At 49.5% G+C, this 21,430-nt stretch carries 16 protein-coding genes; 11 read left to right on the top strand and 5 right to left on the bottom strand.

All coding sequences use genetic code 11. The features are described 5' to 3' along the window. Positions 1 to 145: 145 nt before the first annotated feature. The 6 genes from lolA (at position 146) to dmsC (ending at position 7,671) form a co-directional block, all read left to right on the top strand. On the top strand, positions 146 to 757 hold the full coding sequence (lolA, locus tag D9597_RS08705) for an outer membrane lipoprotein chaperone LolA (RefSeq protein WP_001295343.1): 612 nt from the start codon (positions 146 to 148) through the stop codon (positions 755 to 757). Positions 758 to 767: 10 nt separating this feature from the next. Further along, positions 768 to 2,111 (top strand): replication-associated recombination protein RarA, encoded by a 1,344-nt coding sequence (gene rarA / locus D9597_RS08700; protein WP_130205287.1) that lies wholly within the window; start codon positions 768 to 770, stop codon positions 2,109 to 2,111. A 90-nt stretch (positions 2,112 to 2,201) separates the two neighbouring features. Then, positions 2,202 to 3,494, top strand: coding sequence for a serine--tRNA ligase (gene serS / locus D9597_RS08695; protein ID WP_000886683.1), 1,293 nt, complete (start codon positions 2,202 to 2,204; stop codon positions 3,492 to 3,494). A gap of 239 nt (positions 3,495 to 3,733) precedes the next feature. Beyond that, positions 3,734 to 6,178 carry a dimethylsulfoxide reductase subunit A gene (gene dmsA / locus D9597_RS08690; protein ID WP_130222121.1) on the top strand — a complete coding sequence of 815 codons (2,445 nt, stop codon included), beginning with the start codon at positions 3,734 to 3,736 and terminating at the stop codon, positions 6,176 to 6,178. Positions 6,179 to 6,188: 10 nt separating this feature from the next. After that, positions 6,189 to 6,806, top strand: coding sequence for a dimethylsulfoxide reductase iron-sulfur subunit DmsB (gene dmsB / locus D9597_RS08685; protein WP_000213094.1), 618 nt, complete (start codon positions 6,189 to 6,191; stop codon positions 6,804 to 6,806). Position 6,807: 1 nt separating this feature from the next. Continuing rightward, positions 6,808 to 7,671, top strand: coding sequence for a dimethyl sulfoxide reductase anchor subunit DmsC (gene dmsC / locus D9597_RS08680; RefSeq protein ID WP_130205291.1), 864 nt, complete (start codon positions 6,808 to 6,810; stop codon positions 7,669 to 7,671). A gap of 35 nt (positions 7,672 to 7,706) precedes the next feature. Here the strand turns inward: dmsC and ycaC are convergent, their stop codons facing one another. Continuing rightward, positions 7,707 to 8,333, bottom strand: a complete 627-nt coding sequence (gene ycaC / locus D9597_RS08675) for an isochorismate family cysteine hydrolase YcaC (protein ID WP_012133028.1) — start codon at positions 8,331 to 8,333, stop codon at positions 7,707 to 7,709. 314 nt (positions 8,334 to 8,647) lie between these two features. Here ycaC and D9597_RS08670 point away from each other — a divergent pair, with 314 nt between their 5' ends. Further along, positions 8,648 to 9,796 (top strand): MFS transporter, encoded by a 1,149-nt coding sequence (locus D9597_RS08670; protein ID WP_130215689.1) that lies wholly within the window; start codon positions 8,648 to 8,650, stop codon positions 9,794 to 9,796. A gap of 209 nt (positions 9,797 to 10,005) precedes the next feature. Next, complete coding sequence (locus D9597_RS08665) at positions 10,006 to 11,436, top strand: amino acid permease (protein WP_130215691.1); 1,431 nt, start codon at positions 10,006 to 10,008, stop codon at positions 11,434 to 11,436. Between the two features lie 78 nt (positions 11,437 to 11,514). Here D9597_RS08665 and pflA read toward each other — a convergent pair whose 3' ends face one another. The 4 genes from pflA to ycaO form a co-directional block, all read right to left on the bottom strand. Then, the gene (gene pflA, locus D9597_RS08660; protein ID WP_000111043.1) at positions 11,515 to 12,255 is read right to left on the bottom strand and encodes a pyruvate formate lyase 1-activating protein; all 741 of its coding nucleotides are present in this window, start codon (positions 12,253 to 12,255) and stop codon (positions 11,515 to 11,517) included. 191 nt (positions 12,256 to 12,446) lie between these two features. Further along, complete coding sequence (pflB, locus tag D9597_RS08655; protein ID WP_001292820.1) at positions 12,447 to 14,729, bottom strand: formate C-acetyltransferase; 2,283 nt, start codon at positions 14,727 to 14,729, stop codon at positions 12,447 to 12,449. 54 nt (positions 14,730 to 14,783) lie between these two features. Then, positions 14,784 to 15,641 (bottom strand): formate transporter FocA, encoded by an 858-nt coding sequence (gene focA, locus D9597_RS08650; protein WP_000642546.1) that lies wholly within the window; start codon positions 15,639 to 15,641, stop codon positions 14,784 to 14,786. Between the two features lie 405 nt (positions 15,642 to 16,046). Further along, positions 16,047 to 17,807 (bottom strand): 30S ribosomal protein S12 methylthiotransferase accessory factor YcaO, encoded by a 1,761-nt coding sequence (ycaO, locus tag D9597_RS08645; protein ID WP_130222120.1) that lies wholly within the window; start codon positions 17,805 to 17,807, stop codon positions 16,047 to 16,049. A 129-nt stretch (positions 17,808 to 17,936) separates the two neighbouring features. Here ycaO and D9597_RS08640 point away from each other — a divergent pair, with 129 nt between their 5' ends. The 3 genes from D9597_RS08640 to aroA all read left to right on the top strand — a co-directional run bounded on the left by D9597_RS08640 (position 17,937) and on the right by aroA (position 21,270). Continuing rightward, on the top strand, positions 17,937 to 18,629 hold the full coding sequence (locus D9597_RS08640) for a DUF421 domain-containing protein (RefSeq protein WP_130205321.1): 693 nt from the start codon (positions 17,937 to 17,939) through the stop codon (positions 18,627 to 18,629). Between the two features lie 198 nt (positions 18,630 to 18,827). Beyond that, positions 18,828 to 19,916 carry a 3-phosphoserine/phosphohydroxythreonine transaminase gene (serC, locus tag D9597_RS08635; RefSeq protein ID WP_000057132.1) on the top strand — a complete coding sequence of 363 codons (1,089 nt, stop codon included), beginning with the start codon at positions 18,828 to 18,830 and terminating at the stop codon, positions 19,914 to 19,916. A 70-nt stretch (positions 19,917 to 19,986) separates the two neighbouring features. Then, complete coding sequence (gene aroA, locus D9597_RS08630) at positions 19,987 to 21,270, top strand: 3-phosphoshikimate 1-carboxyvinyltransferase (RefSeq protein ID WP_130222119.1); 1,284 nt, start codon at positions 19,987 to 19,989, stop codon at positions 21,268 to 21,270. The last annotated feature ends 160 nt before the right edge of the window (positions 21,271 to 21,430 follow it).

The following is a 21,430-nucleotide window of genomic DNA, read 5'->3' as shown; positions in this document are numbered from 1 at the left end:
GGCCGGATAAGACGCGATAGTGTCGCATCCGGCACTCTATCAACTGAAAATTCAGTATTTTCTTCTTTCCTCAAGCTGATTATTAGCCTGGAATAGAGAGTAGAGGGAACTCCCGATCGGGAGTGACGTAATTTGAGGAACAATGATGAAAAAAATTGCCATCACCTGTGCATTACTCTCAAGTTTAGTGGCGTCCAGTGTTTGGGCTGATGCCGCAAGCGATCTGAAAAGCCGCCTGGATAAAGTCAGCAGCTTCCATGCCAGCTTCACCCAAAAAGTAACTGACGGCAGCGGTGCTGCGGTACAGGAAGGCCAAGGTGATTTGTGGGTCAAACGCCCTAATTTGTTCAACTGGCATATGACCCAACCTGATGAAAGCATTCTGGTTTCCGACGGTAAAACACTGTGGTTCTATAACCCGTTCGTTGAGCAAGCTACGGCGACCTGGCTGAAAGATGCCACCGGAAATACGCCATTTATGCTGATCGCACGTAACCAGTCCAGCGACTGGCAGCAGTACAACATCAAACAGAACGGCGATGACTTTGTCCTCACGCCGAAAGCCAGCAATGGCAATCTGAAGCAGTTCACTATTAACGTGGGCCGTGATGGCACCATCCATCAATTCAGCGCGGTGGAACAGGACGATCAACGCAGCAGTTATCAGCTGAAATCCCAGCAAAACGGTGCTGTGGATGCAGCGAAATTTACCTTTACCCCGCCGCAAGGCGTAACGGTAGATGATCAACGTAAGTAGAGGCACCTGAGTGAGCAATCTGTCGCTCGATTTTTCGGATAATACTTTTCAACCTCTGGCCGCACGTATGCGGCCAGAAAATTTAGCACAGTATATTGGCCAGCAACATTTGCTGGCTGCGGGGAAGCCGTTGCCGCGCGCTATCGAAGCCGGACATCTGCATTCCATGATCCTCTGGGGGCCGCCAGGTACTGGTAAAACTACCCTTGCCGAAGTGATCGCCCGCTATGCAAATGCTGATGTGGAACGTATTTCTGCTGTCACTTCTGGCGTGAAAGAAATTCGCGAAGCGATAGAGCGCGCGCGGCAAAACCGCAATGCCGGTCGCCGTACCATTTTGTTTGTCGATGAAGTGCATCGCTTTAATAAAAGCCAACAGGATGCGTTTCTGCCGCACATTGAAGATGGCACCATCACGTTTATTGGCGCAACCACTGAAAACCCGTCGTTTGAGCTTAATTCGGCGCTGCTTTCCCGTGCTCGTGTCTATTTGCTCAAATCCCTGACCACCGAGGATATAGAGCAAGTACTGACTCAGGCGATGGAAGACAAAACCCGCGGCTACGGTGGGCAGGATATTGTTCTGCCAGATGAAACACGCCGCGCGATTGCTGAACTGGTGAATGGCGACGCGCGCCGGGCGTTAAATACGCTGGAAATGATGGCGGATATGGCCGAAGTCGATGACAGCGGCAAACGTGTCCTGAAGCCTGAGTTACTCACCGAAATTGCTGGTGAGCGTAGCGCTCGTTTTGATAACAAAGGTGATCGCTTTTACGATCTGATTTCCGCGCTGCATAAATCGGTACGCGGTAGCGCACCCGATGCAGCGCTTTACTGGTATGCGCGGATTATTACTGCGGGCGGTGATCCGTTATATGTCGCACGTCGCTGCCTGGCGATTGCTTCAGAAGATATCGGTAATGCCGATCCGCGGGCAATGCAGGTGGCGATTGCGGCCTGGGATTGCTTTACCCGCGTAGGTCCGGCAGAAGGTGAACGCGCCATTGCCCAGGCGATTGTTTATCTCGCTTGTGCGCCAAAAAGTAACGCTGTCTACACCGCGTTTAAAGCCGCGTTAGCTGATGCCCGTGAACGTCCGGATTATGACGTGCCGGTACACCTGCGTAATGCGCCAACCAAACTGATGAAGGAAATGGGCTACGGGCAGGAATATCGTTACGCCCACGATGAAGCAAACGCTTATGCTGCCGGTGAGGTTTACTTCCCGCCGGAAATAGCACAAACGCGCTATTATTTCCCGACAAACAGAGGCCTTGAAGGCAAGATTGGCGAAAAGCTCGCCTGGCTGGCTGAACAGGATCAAAATAGCCCCATAAAACGCTACCGTTAATGTTATCGTTGCGGTAATGTTGTTACTGTATCCCTGTGGTCGCAGGCTGTGGCCACATCTCCCATTTAATTCGATAAGCACAGGATAAGCATGCTCGATCCCAATCTGCTGCGTAATGAGCCAGACGCAGTCGCTGAAAAACTGGCACGCCGGGGCTTTAAGCTGGATGTAGATAAGCTGGGCGCTCTTGAAGAGCGTCGTAAAGTATTGCAGGTCAAAACGGAAAACCTGCAAGCAGAGCGTAACTCTCGATCGAAATCCATCGGCCAGGCGAAAGCGCGCGGGGAAGATATCGAGCCTTTACGTCTGGAAGTGAACAAACTGGGCGAAGAGCTGGATGCAGCAAAAGCCGAGCTGGATGCTTTACAGGCTGAAATTCGCGATATCGCGCTGACAATCCCTAACCTGCCTGCAGATGAAGTGCCGGTTGGTAAAGATGAAAATGACAACGTTGAAGTCAGCCGCTGGGGTACCCCGCGTGAATTTGACTTCGAAGTTCGTGACCACGTGACGCTGGGTGAAATGCACTCCGGCCTCGACTTTGCGGCAGCGGTTAAGCTGACAGGTTCGCGCTTTGTGGTGATGAAAGGGCAGATCGCTCGCATGCACCGCGCACTGTCGCAGTTTATGCTGGACCTGCACACCGAGCAGCATGGCTATAGCGAAAACTATGTCCCGTACCTGGTTAACCAGGATACGCTGTACGGTACGGGTCAGTTGCCGAAGTTTGCTGGTGATCTGTTCCATACTCGTCCGCTGGAAGAAGAAGCTGATACCAGTAACTACGCGCTGATCCCAACTGCAGAAGTTCCGCTGACCAACCTGGTTCGCGGTGAAATCATCGATGAAGATGATCTGCCGATCAAAATGACCGCTCATACCCCATGCTTCCGTTCTGAAGCCGGTTCTTATGGTCGTGATACCCGTGGTCTGATTCGTATGCACCAGTTCGACAAAGTTGAAATGGTTCAGATCGTGCGTCCGGAAGATTCAATGGCGGCACTTGAAGAGATGACTGGTCATGCGGAGAAAGTCCTGCAACTGCTGGGCCTGCCGTACCGCAAAATCATCCTTTGCACTGGCGACATGGGCTTTGGCGCTTGCAAAACTTACGACCTGGAAGTATGGATCCCGGCACAGAACACCTACCGCGAGATCTCTTCCTGCTCCAACGTCTGGGATTTCCAGGCGCGTCGTATGCAGGCACGTTGCCGCAGTAAGTCTGACAAGAAAACCCGTCTGGTTCATACCCTGAACGGTTCTGGTCTGGCTGTTGGTCGTACGCTGGTTGCGGTAATGGAAAACTATCAGCAGGCTGATGGTCGTATTGAAGTACCAGAAGTTCTGCGCCCGTATATGAACGGACTGGAATATATCGGCTAATATCCAACTATTCTGAATCTAAAAAAGCGCCTGCGGGCGCTTTTTTTATCTCCCTTTGATACCAAACAATAATTACTCGTCACTTAAGCGCAATACTACTTTCGAGTGAAAATCTACCTATCCCGTTGATTTTCAAATTATTCGATGTATACAAACCTATATAGCGTGCCGCTATGAAAATAATTACATAAGACGGTTTGTTACTGGAATCAATCGTAAGCAAGCTTGAGTGAGCCATTATGAAAACGAAAATTCCTGATGCGGTATTGGCTGCTGAGGTGAGTCGCCGTGGTTTGGTAAAAACGACAGCGATCGGCGGCCTGGCGATGGCCAGCAGCGCGTTAACATTACCCTTTAGCCGGATTGCGCACGCTGCTAATAGTGTCGCTCCGGCAAATTCAGACGAAAAGGTGATATGGAGCGCCTGTACTGTTAACTGTGGCAGCCGCTGTCCACTGCGTATGCATGTAGTGGACGGCGAAATTAAATATGTCGAAACGGATAATACCGGGGATGACAATTACGAAGGACTGCACCAGGTGCGCGCGTGCCTGCGTGGGCGTTCTATGCGTCGCCGCGTTTACAATCCCGACCGCCTGAAATATCCGATGAAACGAGTAGGTGCTCGTGGTGAAGGTAAGTTTGAGCGTATTAGTTGGGAAGAAGCCTACGATATCATCGCCACGAATATGCAGCGCCTGATAAAAGAGTACGGTAACGAATCCATCTATCTGAACTATGGTACCGGTACGCTGGGCGGCACCATGACCCGTTCCTGGCCGCCGGGAAATACTCTGGTAGCGCGTTTGATGAACTGCTGCGGCGGTTATCTGAACCATTATGGTGACTACTCCTCGGCGCAAATAGCCGAAGGTTTGAACTATACCTATGGCGGCTGGGCCGATGGCAACAGTCCGTCAGATATCGAAAACAGTAAACTGGTGGTGCTGTTTGGTAACAACCCTGGCGAGACGCGTATGAGCGGCGGCGGGGTGACCTATTACCTGGAGCAGGCGCGGCAAAAATCAAATGCACGTATGATCATTATCGATCCGCGCTATACCGATACGGGCGCCGGACGCGAAGATGAATGGATCCCGATTCGTCCGGGAACAGATGCGGCACTGGTTAACGGTCTGGCGTATGTCATGATCACCGAAAACCTGGTTGATCAAGAATTCCTCGACAAATATTGTGTCGGCTACGACGAAAAAACGTTGCCTGCCAGCGCGCCGAAAAATGGTCACTACAAAGCGTATATTCTGGGTGACGGGCCAGACGGTGTTGCCAAAACACCGGAATGGGCCTCGCAAATTACCGGTATCCCGGCAGATAAAATCATCAAACTTGCTCGTGAAATCGGTAGCACCAAACCGGCATTTATCAGCCAAGGGTGGGGGCCGCAGCGCCATGCCAATGGCGAAATGGCCACGCGTGCCATTTCGATGCTGGCAATCCTCACCGGGAATGTCGGTATTAACGGTGGTAACAGCGGTGCGCGAGAAGGTTCATACAGCTTACCGTTTGTGCGGATGCCTACTCTGGAAAACCCGATTCAGACCAGCATTTCCATGTTTATGTGGACCGATGCCATTGAACGTGGCCCGGAAATGACGGCACTGCGTGATGGTGTGCGCGGGAAAGATAAGCTGGATGTTCCGATCAAGATGATCTGGAACTATGCCGGTAACTGCCTGATTAACCAGCATTCGGAAATCAACCGTACCCATGAAATCCTCCAGGATGATAAGAAGTGTGAGCTGATTGTGGTTATCGACTGCCACATGACCTCATCGGCGAAATATGCTGACATCCTGCTGCCGGACTGCACTGCCTCCGAACAGATGGACTTTGCGCTGGATGCCTCCTGCGGGAATATGTCTTACGTCATTTTCAACGACCAGGTCATTAAACCGCGCTTTGAATGTAAGACTATCTATGAGATGACCAGCGAACTGGCAAAACGTCTTGGCGTCGAGCAACAGTTTACAGAAGGTCGTACCCAGGAAGAGTGGATGCGTCACCTGTATGCCCAGTCGCGCGAAGCGATTCCGGAACTGCCAACCTTTGAAGAGTTCCGCAAACAGGGGATCTTTAAAAAGCGCGATCCGCAAGGGCATCACGTTGCTTACAAAGCCTTCCGTGAAGATCCGCAGGCTAATCCATTGACCACGCCATCGGGAAAAATTGAGATCTATTCACAGGCGTTGGCTGACATTGCTGCCACCTGGGAATTGCCGGAAGGCGATGTGATCGATCCGCTACCGATCTATACACCGGGCTTTGAAAGTTATCAGGATCCGCTCAACAAACAGTATCCGCTGCAGCTTACGGGGTTCCATTACAAATCTCGTGTTCACTCGACTTACGGTAACGTAGACGTGCTGAAAGCAGCTTGCCGTCAGGAAATGTGGATCAACCCACTTGATGCGCAAAAACGTGGTATCAGCAACGGCGATAAGGTGCGGATCTTTAACGATCGTGGTGAAGTCCATATTGAGGCGAAAGTGACGCCACGAATGATGCCGGGCGTGGTCGCATTGGGCGAAGGTGCCTGGTATGACCCGGATGCGAAACGTGTCGATAAGGGCGGTTGTATTAACGTACTGACCACTCAACGTCCGTCTCCTCTTGCCAAGGGGAATCCATCACATACGAACCTTGTTCAGGTTGAAAAGGTGTAAGGAGTAACCGATGACAACTCAGTATGGATTTTTTATTGATTCCAGCCGTTGCACCGGTTGCAAAACCTGCGAGCTGGCCTGTAAAGACTACAAAGATCTGACGCCGGAAGTTAGTTTCCGCCGCATTTATGAATATGCTGGTGGAGACTGGCAGGAAGATAACGGCGTCTGGCATCAAAACGTATTTGCCTACTATTTGTCGATTTCATGCAACCACTGCGAAGATCCGGCTTGTACCAAAGTCTGCCCAAGCGGTGCGATGCATAAACGTGAAGATGGTTTTGTCGTTGTCGATGAAGATGTGTGTATTGGCTGTCGTTACTGCCATATGGCCTGCCCGTATGGCGCACCGCAGTACAACGCAACCAAAGGTCATATGACCAAATGTGATGGTTGCTATGACCGCGTCGCAGAAGGTAAAAAACCGATCTGCGTCGAATCTTGCCCGCTACGGGCGCTGGATTTCGGACCTATCGACGAGCTGCGTAAAAAACACGGCGATCTGGCGGCTGTTGCGCCGTTGCCGCGTGCGCACTTCACCAAACCGAATATTGTGATCAAACCTAACGCCAATAGCCGCCCAACCGGGGATACCACTGGCTATCTGGCAAACCCGAAGGAGGTGTGAGATGGGAAGTGGATGGCATGAATGGCCGCTGATGATCTTCACGGTCTTCGGGCAATGTGTGGCGGGCGGTTTTATCGTTCTGGCTTTGGCACTGCTCAAAGGTGACCTGCGAGCAGAAGCCCAGCAGCGTGTTATCGCCTGCATGTTTGGTTTATGGGTTCTGATGGGCATTGGGTTTATCGCCTCTATGCTCCATCTTGGCTCACCAATGCGCGCCTTTAACTCGCTTAACCGGGTAGGGGCTTCAGCACTGAGTAACGAAATCGCCAGCGGTTCGATCTTTTTTGCCGTAGGTGGCATCGGCTGGTTGTTGGCGATGCTGAAAAAATTGTCACCGGCATTACGCACGCTTTGGCTGGTGGTGACGATGGTTCTCGGCGTGGTCTTTGTCTGGATGATGGTGCGTGTCTATAACAGCATCGATACCGTACCGACCTGGTACAGTATCTGGACGCCGATGGGCTTCTTCCTGACCATGTTTATGGGCGGCCCGTTGCTGGGTTACCTGTTGCTGAGCCTGGCTGGTGTCGATGGATGGGCTATGCGTCTGCTGCCTGCAATTTCCGTGTTGGCACTGGTGGTGAGTGGCGTGATGTCAGTAATGCAGGGCGCAGAACTGGCGACCATTCATAGTTCAGTGCAACAGGCTGCCGCACTGGTGCCTGACTACGGTGCGCTGATGTCCTGGCGGATTGTGCTTTTGGCCGTGGCACTGTGCTTGTGGATTGCACCGCAGGTGAAAGGCTTTCAGCCTGCGGTGCCTCTGCTTTCCGTATCATTCATCCTGCTTCTCGCAGGGGAATTAATCGGCCGCGGGGTATTCTACGGTTTGCATATGACCGTTGGCATGGCTGTTGCCAGTTAAGGTGTAATAACCGGGGTTTCGGCCCCGGTTATCTCTTATTTCTGTTTCGTTAACGTGTCATAACTGGTCATCAAATTACGATAATCAGGAATGTGATTAGAGAACAACGTTGCCAGTCCCTCAATATCGTTACGCCAGTCGCGGTGCAGTTCACAAGCCACGCCGAACCATGTCATCAATTGAGCGCCAGCTTGTGACATACGATCCCACGCTGAATGCCGGGTAATCTCGTTAAAGGTTCCAGAAGCGTCGGTTACCACAAAGACATCAAACCCTTCTTCAATAGCCGAAAGCGCCGGGAATGCTACGCAAACCTCGGTTACCACCCCTGCAATAATCAGTTGTTTTTTACCTGTCGCTTTAACTGCTTTGACAAAATCTTCGTTATCCCAGGCGTTAATATTTCCAGGACGCGCAATATAAGGCGCATCTGGAAACTGTGCTTTCAGCTCGGGGACTAATGGGCCGTTAGGGCCGGTTTCAAAACTGGTGGTGAGAATGGTGGGGAGATTGAAATATTTTGCTAAGTCACCCAGCGCCAGCACGTTATTTTTGAATTTGTCGGGGTCAATATCCCGCACAAGGGAAAGCAAACCAGCCTGGTGATCAACTAACAAAACAGCAGCATCATTTTTATCGAGACGAACATACGGTTTGGTCATTCTCTTCTCCTTTTGAGAGTCAGTGGTACGCCTGAAAGCGTTCAGACGCGATGCGTTGCCCAGAAAGCATAGACGGGAAATTCAGGTTTGCTGTGACCATGAAATTTTTCGACTGAACTAACCATATGAACTTTATGTTAGATCAATAAAAACAATTAGATGAGACTGATTATCTTTTCGTTATTAGTGTTATGAATGAGTAATATAAATCGATAATACAGCCGCTGCGTTATGTACGTATTTTCCCCCATTGACAATGTTTTGGTTGGTGGCATGATGCGCATGAAATTTGAACTTCCTCACGGTTTTAATTCATGTCCACGTATACCCGGCCTGTCATGCTCTTGCTGTCTGGCCTGCTTTTGTTGACTTTGGCGATTGCGGTGCTGAATACGCTCGTGCCTCTATGGCTCGCTCAGGAACACTTGCCCACATGGCAGGTCGGCGTTGTCAGCTCGTCATATTTTACAGGTAACCTCGTTGGTACCCTGCTAACAGGGTATGTCATTAAACGATTTGGGTTTAATCGTAGTTACTATCTGGCGTCGTTTATTTTTGCGGCTGGATGTGCCGGGCTTGGCCTTATGATTGGCTTCTGGAGCTGGCTTGCCTGGCGTTTCGTTGCAGGCGTTGGTTGCGCAATGATTTGGGTCGTGGTTGAAAGCGCGCTGATGTGCAGTGGGACGTCCCGTAACCGTGGGCGGCTGCTTGCTGCGTATATGATGGTTTATTACGTGGGGACGTTTTTAGGCCAGTTACTGGTCAGCAAAGTGTCGACTGAGCTGATGGCCGTGTTACCGTGGGCAACGGGTTTGATACTGGCAGGCATCTTACCGTTGTTGTTTACTCGTATTCTGAATCAGCAAACGGAAAAACATCCGGCTACGCCGATTACATCAATGCTTAAACTCCGTCAGGCACGGCTTGGGGTCAATGGCTGTATTATCTCCGGGATTGTCCTGGGTTCTCTGTATGGTCTGATGCCATTGTATCTTAACCATCAGGGGATCAATAACGCCAGCATCGGTTTCTGGATGGCTGTACTGGTCAGCGCAGGAATCCTTGGGCAGTGGCCTATTGGGCGTCTGGCGGATAAATTTGGTCGTCTACTGGTACTGCGCGTTCAGGTTTTTGTTGTCATTCTTGGTAGTATTGCAATGTTAAGCCAGGCCGCGATGGCGCCTTCATTGTTTATTCTTGGTGCTGCGGGGTTCACGCTGTATCCAGTAGCGATGGCCTGGGCTTGTGAGAAGGTTGAACATCATCAACTGGTGGCGATGAATCAGGCTTTACTGTTGAGTTATACAGTCGGTAGTCTGCTTGGTCCGTCTTTTACCGCCATACTGATGCAGAATTTTTCCGATAAACTGTTATTTATTATGATTGCCAGTGTGTCATTTATCTACTTGTTGATGCTGCTGCGTAACGCCGGTCATACACCCAAACCTGTCGCTCATGTGTAAATGAATTAGTGCAGAGTGTGAACATGCTGTATCGCACTCTGTTTTTTTGTTTCCTCTATACAACTTGCTTTTACCAAATTTCATTTATGGAAAAATAAAGTGTGCAGCAGGTTATAATTTTTCGTTCCGCTATTTTCGTACTTCTTATTAGCCGCGCATAATCCCTCGTTTTACAGATATCTATTAAAAAAATAGCGAAGGATCGGTCTATGGCTGGGAACGTTCAGGAAAAACAGTTGCGCTGGTACAACATTGCACTGATGTCTTTTATTACGGTTTGGGGATTTGGCAATGTTGTTAATAATTATGCCAACCAGGGGTTGGTCGTTGTTTTTTCATGGCTGTTTATATTTGCGCTCTATTTTACACCATATGCATTGATTGTCGGTCAGTTGGGGTCGACTTTTAAAGATGGGAAAGGCGGAGTCAGTACTTGGATTAAACACACAATGGGCCCCGGATTGGCTTATCTTGCCGCGTGGACCTATTGGGTGGTGCATATACCCTATCTGGCACAAAAACCACAGGCCATTCTGATTGCGCTCGGCTGGGCGATGAAAGGTGACGGTTCGTTAATCAAAGAATATTCAGTCGTAGCGTTACAGGGGTTAACGCTGGTGCTGTTTGTCTTCTTTATGTGGATCGCTTCACGTGGTATGAAATCGCTGAAAATCGTCGGTTCTGTGGCAGGGATTGCGATGTTTATCATGTCGCTCCTGTATGTGGCGATGGCAGTAACCGCGCCTGCGATTACTGAAGTGCATATTGCGACCACGAACATTACCTGGGAAACGTTCATTCCCCATATCGATTTTACCTACATTACCACTATTTCAATGCTGGTTTTCGCGGTTGGCGGTGCAGAGAAGATTTCTCCCTACGTTAATCAAACGCGCAACCCAGGAAAAGAATTTCCAAAAGGGATGCTATGCCTGGCGGTGATGGTTGCGGTTTGTGCCATTCTGGGCTCTCTCGCAATGGGGATGATGTTTGACTCGCGTAATATTCCTGATGACTTAATGACTAACGGTCAGTATTACGCTTTTCAGAAGCTGGGCGAGTATTACAACATGGGGAATACCCTAATGGTGATTTACGCCATTGCAAATACCCTGGGACAAGTCGCCGCTCTGGTGTTCTCCATCGATGCTCCTCTGAAAGTGTTATTAGGTGATGCGGATAGTAAATATATTCCTGCCAGATTGTGCCGGACCAATGATTCAGGTACACCGGTTAATGGTTATCTACTGACCCTGGTACTGGTGGCGATTCTGATTATGCTGCCAACACTGGGTATTGGTGACATGAATAATCTCTACAAATGGCTGCTCAATTTGAACTCAGTCGTGATGCCACTGCGTTATTTGTGGGTGTTCGTGGCGTTTATTGCAGTAGTTCGCCTGGCGCAGAAATATAAACCGGAATATGTCTTTATTCGTAATAAGTCTCTGGCGATGACTGTCGGGATTTGGTGTTTTGCCTTTACTGCTTTTGCCTGTTTGACGGGGATCTTCCCGAAAATGGAAGCCTTCACTGCAGAGTGGACCTTCCAGCTAGCGCTGAATATCGCTACACCATTTGTGCTGGTGGGGTTGGGGTTGATATTCCCGCTATTGGCTCGTAAAGCGAATACGGACTAATCATTGTGGTTAGTTCTGCAGAATGAAGCGCGGAATAACAAAGCGGCAACTCAATAAAGTTGCCGCTTTACGGGGAAATTAGAACATTACTTTATGACCATATTGCTCAAGAATACCTTTCACGCGTTCCATGGTCTCTTTTTTCGGTGGTTTAACACCGTCGAGTTTATACTCTTCACCCATCGCCACCCATTTGTGTTTGCCCAGCTCGTGGTAGGGGAGAAGCTCGATTTTCTCAACGTTGCCCATATCACGGGTAAATTCACCGAGACGATGCGCTGAATCGTCATCGTCAGACCAGCCTGGGACAACAACGTAGCGGATCCAGACCTTCACATTTTTGTTCGCCAGATATTTGGCGAACTCCAGCGTACGATGATTGGAAACGCCGACCAGATTCTGGTGGATCTCGTCGTTCATCTGTTTGAGATCGAGCATTACCAGATCGGTCACTTCCAGCAGTTCATCAATCACTGGATCGTAACGACGAACAAAACCGTTGGTGTCCAGGCAGGTATGAATGCCTTCTTTTTTGCAGGCGCGGAACCAGTCACGAACAAATTCAGCTTGCAGGATTGCTTCACCGCCGGATGCGGTAACGCCACCGCCTGAAGCATTCATAAAGTGGCGATAGGTCACCACCTCTTTCATTAAATCTTCAACGGTAACTTCTTTACCACCATGCGTGTCCCAGGTGTCGCGGTTATGACAATACAGGCAGCGCATCAGGCAGCCCTGGAAAAAAGTAATAAAGCGAATACCTGGGCCGTCTACGGTTCCACAGGATTCAAAGGAGTGAATGCGACCAATAACTGACATTGCGGTGTTTCTCCAGATGTGGCCCATCTGAGGCCGTGTTGGTGCGCAGCTCGAAGGCTACGTCGAGTCTGTTTTGGCAGTTACCCTAAAGTATAGATAGCTGACAAAAAAGGCTCTCTTGCTAAAAAAGGCCCCACTTTCGTGGAGCCTTTATTGTACGCTTTTTACTGTAAGATTTCAGTCAAATCTAATTACATAGATTGAGTGAAGGTACGAGTAATAACGTCCTGCTGCTGTTCTTTAGTCAGCGAGTTGAAACGTACTGCGTAGCCAGATACACGGATGGTCAGCTGCGGATATTTTTCCGGGTTTTCCATCGCGTCGAGCAGCATTTCACGGTTCATCACGTTAACGTTCAGGTGCTGACCACCTTCGATGGACGCTTCGTGGTGGAAGTAACCATCCATCAGACCAGCCAAGTTGGTCTTACGAACTTCGTCGTCTTTACCCAGTGCGTTCGGAACGATAGAGAAGGTGTAAGAGATACCATCTTTAGCGTAAGCGAACGGCAGTTTAGCAACGGAAGTCAGAGACGCTACTGCACCTTTCTGGTCACGGCCGTGCATCGGGTTAGCACCCGGTCCGAACGGCGCGCCAGCACGACGACCGTCTGGGGTGTTACCGGTTTTCTTACCATACACAACGTTAGAAGTGATGGTCAGAACAGACTGAGTCGGGATAGCGTCACGGTAGGTGTGCAGTTTCTGAATTTTCTTCATGAAACGTTCTACCAGGTCAACAGCCAGGTCATCTACACGCGGATCGTTGTTACCAAACTGCGGGTATTCGCCTTCGATTTCGAAGTCGATAGCCAGACCGTCTTCGTCACGAATCGGTTTAACTTTCGCATATTTGATTGCAGACAGGGAGTCAGCAGCAACGGACAGACCAGCGATACCACACGCCATGGTGCGGATAACGTCACGGTCGTGCAGCGCCATCAGAGAGGCTTCGTAGCTGTACTTGTCGTGCATGTAGTGGATGATGTTCAGTGCAGTGATGTACTGTTTAGCCAGCCAGTCCATGAAGTGATCCATGCGCTCCATCACTTCATCGTAGTTCAGGAGGTCGCCTTTGATCGGTTCAGACTTCGGACCAACCTGCATTTTCAGTTTTTCGTCAACGCCGCCGTTGATTGCGTACAGCATGGTTTTCGCCAGGTTTGCACGCGCACCGAAGAACTGCATTTGTTTACCAACGATCATCGGGCTTACGCAGCAAGCGATAGCGTAGTCATCGTTGTTGAAGTCCGGACGCATCAGGTCATCGTTCTCATACTGCAGAGAAGAGGTGTCGATGGACACTTTAGCGGCGAATTTCTTGAAGTTCAGCGGCAGTTTTTCAGACCACAGAATGGTCATGTTCGGTTCCGGAGACGGACCCATGGTGTACAGGGTGTTCAGGAAACGGAAGCTGTTTTTGGTAACCAGGGTACGACCGTCGAGGCCCATACCACCGATAGATTCGGTTGCCCAGATCGGGTCGCCAGAGAACAGTTCATCGTACTCAGGAGTACGCAGGAAGCGAACCATACGCAGTTTCATGACCAGGTGGTCAACCATTTCCTGCGCTTCTTGTTCGGTGATCTTGCCAGCTTTCAGGTCACGTTCGATGTACACATCCAGGAAGGTGGATGTACGACCGAAGGACATTGCAGCACCGTTCTGAGACTTAACAGCAGCCAGGTAGCCGAAGTAAGTCCACTGGATAGCTTCCTGAGCGTTGGTAGCCGGACCAGAGATGTCGTAGCCGTATTTCGCAGCCATTTCTTTCATCTGACCCAGAGCGCGGTGCTGTTCAGCGATTTCTTCGCGCAGACGGATAGTCTGTTCCAGGTTTACGCCGTTTTCCAGATCAGCCTGCAGAGAGGTGAACTGTGCCAGTTTGTCTTTCATCAGGTAGTCGATACCGTACAGCGCAACGCGACGGTAGTCACCGATGATACGACCACGGCCATATGCATCTGGCAGACCGGTCAGAACACCAGATTTACGGCAACGCAGGATGTCCGGAGTGTAAACGTCGAACACGCCCTGGTTGTGAGTTTTACGGTATTCAGTGAAGATTTTTTTGATCATCGGATCCAGTTCGCGGTTGTACGCTTTGCAGGAACCTTCGATCATTTTGATACCACCGAACGGGATAAGAGCACGTTTCAGCGGAGCTTCAGTCTGCAGACCAACGATTTTCTCAAGCTGCTTGTTGATGTAGCCAGCGTCGTGAGAGGTGATGGTGGAAGCAACAGCGGTGTCAAAGTCAACTGGCGCGTGAGTGCGGTTTTCCAGTTTAACGCCTTCCATTACTTTGTCCCACAGGGTGGTGGTCGCTTCAGTAGCGCCAGCCAGGAAGGACTCGTCACCCTCGTACGGAGTGTAGTTTTTCTGAATGAAGTCACGGACGTTTACTTCATTCTGCCAGTCACCTTTGGTAAAACCTTCCCAGGCTGTGGCTAACTTTTCATTAAGCTCGGACATGTAACACCTACCTTCTTAAGTGGATTTTTTATTTACTGCGTACTTCGACAACCATTAATGGTGATCGTTTTCACGCAGGTAAATGACCCAGTATGTCAACCCAACCAACAAACCACCGCCGATAATATTACCGATCGTAACCGGAATCAGGTTATCAGTGATGAAGTTCATCACGGTCAGGTGAGAAAAATTTTCCGGTGCAGAACCGACAGCGGTCCAGAATTCCGGAGATGCGAAGTCGCGGATTACAATACCCATCGGGATCATAAACATGTTTGCGATACTGTGCTCAAAACCGCTGGCAACAAACATCGCGACCGGCAGCACCATGATAAACGCTTTGTCCATCAGGCTGCGGCCAGAATAACTCATCCATACTGCCAGACATACCATCAGGTTTGCCAGGATACCAAGACAGACGGCCTCAATAAAAGTATGGTGCACTTTGTGGTCGGCGGTTTGTAGGACGTTTAGTCCCCATTGACCATTTGCGGTCATATATTCGCCAGAAAGCCACATTAAAAGTACAAACAGCAGTGCGCCGACCAGGTTGCCAAAATAGACATTTAGCCAGTTTTTCGCCAACTGGCCCCAGGTGATGCGCCCACTCGCCTTGGCAACAACAATCAACACTGTGGAAGTAAAGAGATCGGCTCCGCAGACAACACAAAGAATCAGCCCCAGAGAGAAGCAAATGCCGCCAACCAGTTTTGCCATGCCGAAGGGCATTGTGCCTGTGCCAGTGGTTGCTGTGATATAGAAGACGAATGCGATTGAGATGAAAACACCGGCGGTAATCGCCAGATAGAAAGTCTTAAGCGGATGTTTCGTTGCTTTATAGACACCTGCCTCTTCGGCCACTTTGGCCATTGCAGCAGGAAGTAAAAGATCAAAAGGGTTGTCAGCTTTCACACTAACTCTCTCTTTATTAAGTCGGCGACGAGATACTAACAAAGCATTATAGATGAGAAATTGATATAGATCATATCTCGCCTGGCTTATAGGCCCGTAACTCGCATGGTTTTTATGCAAATACGGAGTAAATATTTGATTATCCAAATAAAAATAAATTTTAAAAATTAACAAATGAGTTGAATTTTTTCCGCATCCTCCGCTAAAACAGTTAATTAAAAGGGAGCACCAGGCGAATAAAGTAACAATATCGATCGTATTTATTAAATACAAATTACCGATATTTAACCTTATAATTACAATTATTTTATTAATGCAAATATATGTAAAGCGGGGCATTAAAAAAACGCCCCGTAATATAACTCAGACGAATCATTAAGCCTACATTGCGTAGGCTATTTGATTTTATTTTGCCCAGAATGCTGCTTTGGCGCGCTGCAACTTTTCGTAGGCCTTCAACAACGACTGATGTGCAGTAAACGCGTGCAGATCGCTATCTACTGGTTGCAACCCATAAAACGCCGCTTCGCCGCTCATTGCCGCACTGGCGGCTTCTACGGCATCTGCGCCGTACATGCGAACAAACGCATTCAGATATTGCAGCGGCTGGCGATCTTCTTCCTGTGCCAGTAATAACAACGTTTGCAGGCAACGATAATAGTTGGCGCGTTCCGGACTAAATACTGATGAGTTAAACTCCATCGTCCATTCGGTCCAGACCAGAGCCTGTTCCAGATCGCCACCAGCCAGCGCCAGCATGGCTTTTAATTCACCGATACGCAGAGTGTACCAGCCGTTATCCGGTCCGGTCGCCAGACCCAGCAGCTCACGCACGCGGGTAAAGTCATCAAAACCTTCTTCATCCAGTTGCTCGATGAGGTTCAGGTAATCTTCCTTTTCCCACTCGCTACCGGGCAGTGACAGAATTGTTTCCCGTAAATGGCTGCCCATACCGTTATTTGCCAGCCATAAATCTTCAGCCGGATAAATATCGGACATGCCAGGCACGATAATGCGGCAAGCGTAGACACCCAGATGCTCGTAATCGGCAATATAAACTTCTTTATCTTCCTTTTTGAAGATAGCCATCAGCGTGGCGAACTCTTCTTCCGTGGTGCCGGAGAAGCTCCAGTCCACAAACGGATAATCGGCATCCTGCTTGAACAGGTCCCAGGAGATCAAACCGCTGGAGTCGATAAAGTGCGTTTCGAGGTTAGTATGTTCAGCGACTTCTTCATCATCGAAGGTTGGCGGAGTAAACACATCCAGGTCTTTCAAACCGCGGCCTTGCAGCAGTTCGGTCACGGTACGTTCTAGTGCAACGCCAAAATCAGGATGCGCACCGAAAGAGGCAAAGCAGGTGCCGTTAGCTGGATTGAACAGTACCACGCAGATCACCGGATATTGACCGCCAAGCGAACCATCATAAGCCAAGATTGGGAAACCTTCTGCTTCCAGTGTTTCGATGGCTTCAACCACCGCTGGGTAACGCGCCAGCACGTCTGCCGGGATCTCTGGCAGGCTGATGCTTTCAGCAATAATGCGGTTTTTCACGTAGCGTTCGAAAACTTCAGACAATCCCTGAACGCGTGCTTCGTTGCGGGTATTACCTGCGGACATACCGTTGGAGACGTACAGGTTACCAATGATATTCATCGGAATATAAACGGTCTGATTGTCGGACTGACGCGTAAACGGCAGGCCGCAAATACCACGATCTTCGTTACCGGATTGCAGGTCAATCAGCATGCTACCGGTCAGTTCATTTTCCGGATCGTAAAATGCGCGCAGACGGTCATCGAGCAGCCCTTCTGGCACATCGTCATTTTCGGTCAGTGGGAACCATTTTTCGTTGGGATAATGCACGAACGGACCGTTGGCGATGGTTTCGCCCAGCCAGAAGTCCGCAAAAAAGTAGTTGGTAGACAGACGCTCGAAATATTCACCGAGGGCAGAAGCCAGCGCCGCTTTTTTGGTTGCGCCTTTGCCGTTGGTAAAACACAGGGCGCACTCTTTGTCGCGAATGTGCACAGACCAGACGTTAGGCACCGGATTCAGCCAGGAGGCCTCTTCAATCTGAAAACCGAGGTCGGAGAGTTTTTGCTGGAAGCGAGCGATGGAATCTTCCAGTGCGGCATCTTTGCCGGGGATAAATGTTTGCGTCATGAAAATCACTTTAGTCGTACGGAAAGCGCGCAATAATACGGGTTTTATCTCAAAGGCGCTATCACCGCCGCCATGCCGATGAACTGTTGACTATGCTTTTAGCGGATAAACCACGATAAGAGCATAAAAATGAAGGCGTTCGATCTCCACCGTATGGCATTCGATAAAGTGCCTTTTGATTTTCTTGGCGAAGTTGCACTACGTAGTCTCTATACCTTTGTACTGGTCTTTTTGTTCCTCAAAATGACCGGACGACGCGGTGTGCGGCAAATGTCGCTATTTGAAGTATTAATCATTCTGACGCTGGGGTCGGCGGCGGGGGATGTGGCGTTTTATGACGATGTGCCAATGGTCCCGGTGCTTATCGTCTTTATTACTCTGGCGTTGTTATACCGCCTGGTGATGTGGTTGATGGCGCACAGTGAAAAACTGGAAGATTTGCTGGAAGGTAAACCGGTTGTCATTATTGAAGATGGCGAGCTGGCCTGGTCGAAACTCAATAACTCCAACATGACGGAATTTGAGTTCTTTATGGAACTACGGTTGCGTGGCGTGGAACAACTGGGGCAGGTACGTTTGGCTATTCTCGAAACCAACGGGCAAATTAGCGTCTATTTCTTTGAAAATGACAAAGTAAAACCAGGCTTACTTATTTTACCCAGTGACTGTACTCAGCGTTACAAAGTGGTGCCGGAGTCGGCGGACTATGCATGCATCCGTTGCAGTGAAATCATTCATATGAACGCGGGGGAAAAACAATTATGTCCGCGCTGTGCAAATCCAGAATGGACGAAGGCAAGTCGGGCAAAACGGGTGACCTGACAGTAAAAACATCGGCTTTTTGCTAATAATCCGAGAGATTCTTTTGTGTGATGCAAGCCACATTTTTGCCCTCAACGGTTTTACTCATTGCGATGTGTGTCACTGAATGATAAAACCGATAGCCACAGGAATAATGTATTACCTGTGGTCGCAATCGATTGACCGCGGGTTAATAGCAACGCAACGTGGTGAGGGGAAATGGCTCAAATCTTCAATTTTAGTTCTGGTCCGGCAATGCTACCGGCAGAGGTGCTTAAACAGGCTCAACAGGAACTGCGTGACTGGAACGGTCTTGGTACGTCGGTGATGGAAGTGAGTCACCGTGGCAAAGAGTTCATTCAGGTTGCAGAGGAAGCCGAGAAGGATTTTCGTGATCTTCTTAATATCCCCTCCAACTACAAAGTATTGTTCTGCCACGGCGGCGGTCGCGGTCAGTTTGCTGCTGTACCGCTGAATATTCTTGGTGATAAAACCACCGCAGATTATGTTGATGCCGGTTACTGGGCGGCAAGTGCCATTAAAGAAGCGAAAAAATACTGCACGCCTAATGTCTTTGACGCCAAAGTGACTGTTGATGGTCTGCGCGCGGTTAAGCCAATGCGTGAATGGCAGCTCTCTGATAATGCTGCTTATATGCATTACTGCCCGAATGAAACCATTGATGGTATCGCCATCGACGAAACGCCAGACTTCGGCAAAGATGTGGTGGTCGCTGCCGACTTCTCTTCAACCATTCTTTCCCGTCCGATTGATGTCAGCCGTTATGGCGTAATTTACGCTGGCGCACAGAAAAATATCGGCCCGGCTGGCCTGACAATCGTCATCGTTCGTGAAGATTTGCTGGGCAAAGCGAATATCGCTTGTCCGTCGATTCTGGATTATTCCATCCTCAACGATAACGACTCCATGTTTAACACGCCGCCAACGTTTGCCTGGTATCTGTCTGGTCTGGTCTTCAAATGGCTGAAAGCGAACGGCGGTGTGGCTGCAATGGATAAGATCAATCAGCAAAAAGCAGAACTGCTGTATGGTGTGATTGATAACAGCGATTTCTACCGCAATGATGTGGCGAAAGCTAACCGTTCGCGGATGAACGTGCCGTTCCAGTTGGCGGATAGCGCGCTTGATAAATTGTTCCTCGAAGAGTCTTTCGCTGCGGGCTTACATGCGCTGAAAGGTCACCGTGTGGTCGGCGGAATGCGTGCTTCTATTTATAACGCCATGCCGCTGGAAGGCGTTAAAGCACTGACAGACTTCATGGTTGAGTTCGAACGTCGTCACGGCTAATGCCGACATTTTGCGTAATCCCCACAGCCAGACTGTGGGGTTTTTATTTCTGTTGTAGAGAGTTGAGTTCATGGAATCCCTGACGTTGCACCCCATCGCCCGTGTCGATGGCACTATTAATCTGCCCGGTTCCAAGAGCGTTTCTAACCGCGCTTTATTGCTGGCGGCATTAGCACACGGCAAAACAGTATTAACTAATCTGCTGGATAGCGATGACGTGCGCCATATGCTGAATGCATTAACGGCGTTAGGGGTAAGTTACACGCTTTCAGCCGATCGTACGCGTTGCGAAATCATCGGTAACGGCGGTCCATTACACGCAGAAAGCGCGCTGGAGTTGTTTCTTGGAAACGCCGGAACGGCTATGCGTCCGCTGGCGGCGGCACTTTGTCTGGGTAACAATGATATTGTCCTGACTGGTGAGCCGCGTATGAAAGAACGCCCGATTGGTCATCTGGTGGATGCGTTGCGCCAGGGCGGAGCGAAAATCACTTACCTGGAACAAGATAATTATCCGCCGTTGCGTTTACAGGGCGGTTTTACTGGCGGCAACGTTGACGTTGATGGCTCCGTTTCCAGCCAGTTCCTCACCGCACTGTTAATGACTGCGCCTCTTGCGCCGAAAGATACAGTTATTCGTATTAAAGGTGATCTGGTTTCTAAACCTTATATCGATATCACGCTCAACCTGATGAAAACGTTTGGTGTTGAGATTGAAAATCAGCACTATCAACAATTTGTCGTAAAAGGGGGGCAGTCTTATCAGTCTCCGGGTACTTATTTGGTCGAAGGAGATGCATCTTCAGCTTCTTACTTCCTGGCAGCAGCAGCAATCAAAGGCGGCACGGTAAAAGTGACCGGCATTGGACGCAACAGTATGCAGGGCGATATTCGATTTGCTGATGTACTGGAAAAAATGGGGGCGACCATTAGCTGGGGCGATGATTATATTGCCTGCACGTGTGGCGAACTGAACGCCATCGATATGGATATGAACCATATTCCCGATGCGGCGATGACCATTGCCACGACGGCGTTATTTGCAAAAGGCACAACCACGCTGCGCAATATTTATAACTGGCGCGTAAAAGAAACGGATCGCCTGTTCGCGATGGCAACAGAGCTACGTAAAGTCGGTGCAGAAGTTGAAGAGGGGCACGATTTCATTCGCATAACTCCACCGGTAAAACTGAACTTTGCCGAGATCGCGACATACAATGATCACCGGATGGCGATGTGTTTCTCGCTGGTGGCATTGTCAGATACGCCAGTGACGATTCTTGACCCCAAATGTACGGCTAAAACCTTCCCGGATTACTTCGAACAACTGGCGCGGATAAGCCAACCAGCTTGAATAACGGGCGATAAATAGACAAATATTTCTTTCTAAAAACGTCGGCACATTGCCGGCGTTTTTTTTCGGACCTTGTGAGTCATTTTGAACAGTGGTAACGTCGATTATCAATGTAAGTTATTGATACATAATATTTATATATGATTAATCAACGGATGAT

It is taken from the genome of Escherichia sp. E13S3, assembly GCF_004212325.1.
In the GTDB taxonomy this organism is placed as follows: domain Bacteria; phylum Pseudomonadota; class Gammaproteobacteria; order Enterobacterales; family Enterobacteriaceae; genus Escherichia.
This window is presented reverse-complemented; position numbering and strand designations above follow the sequence as displayed.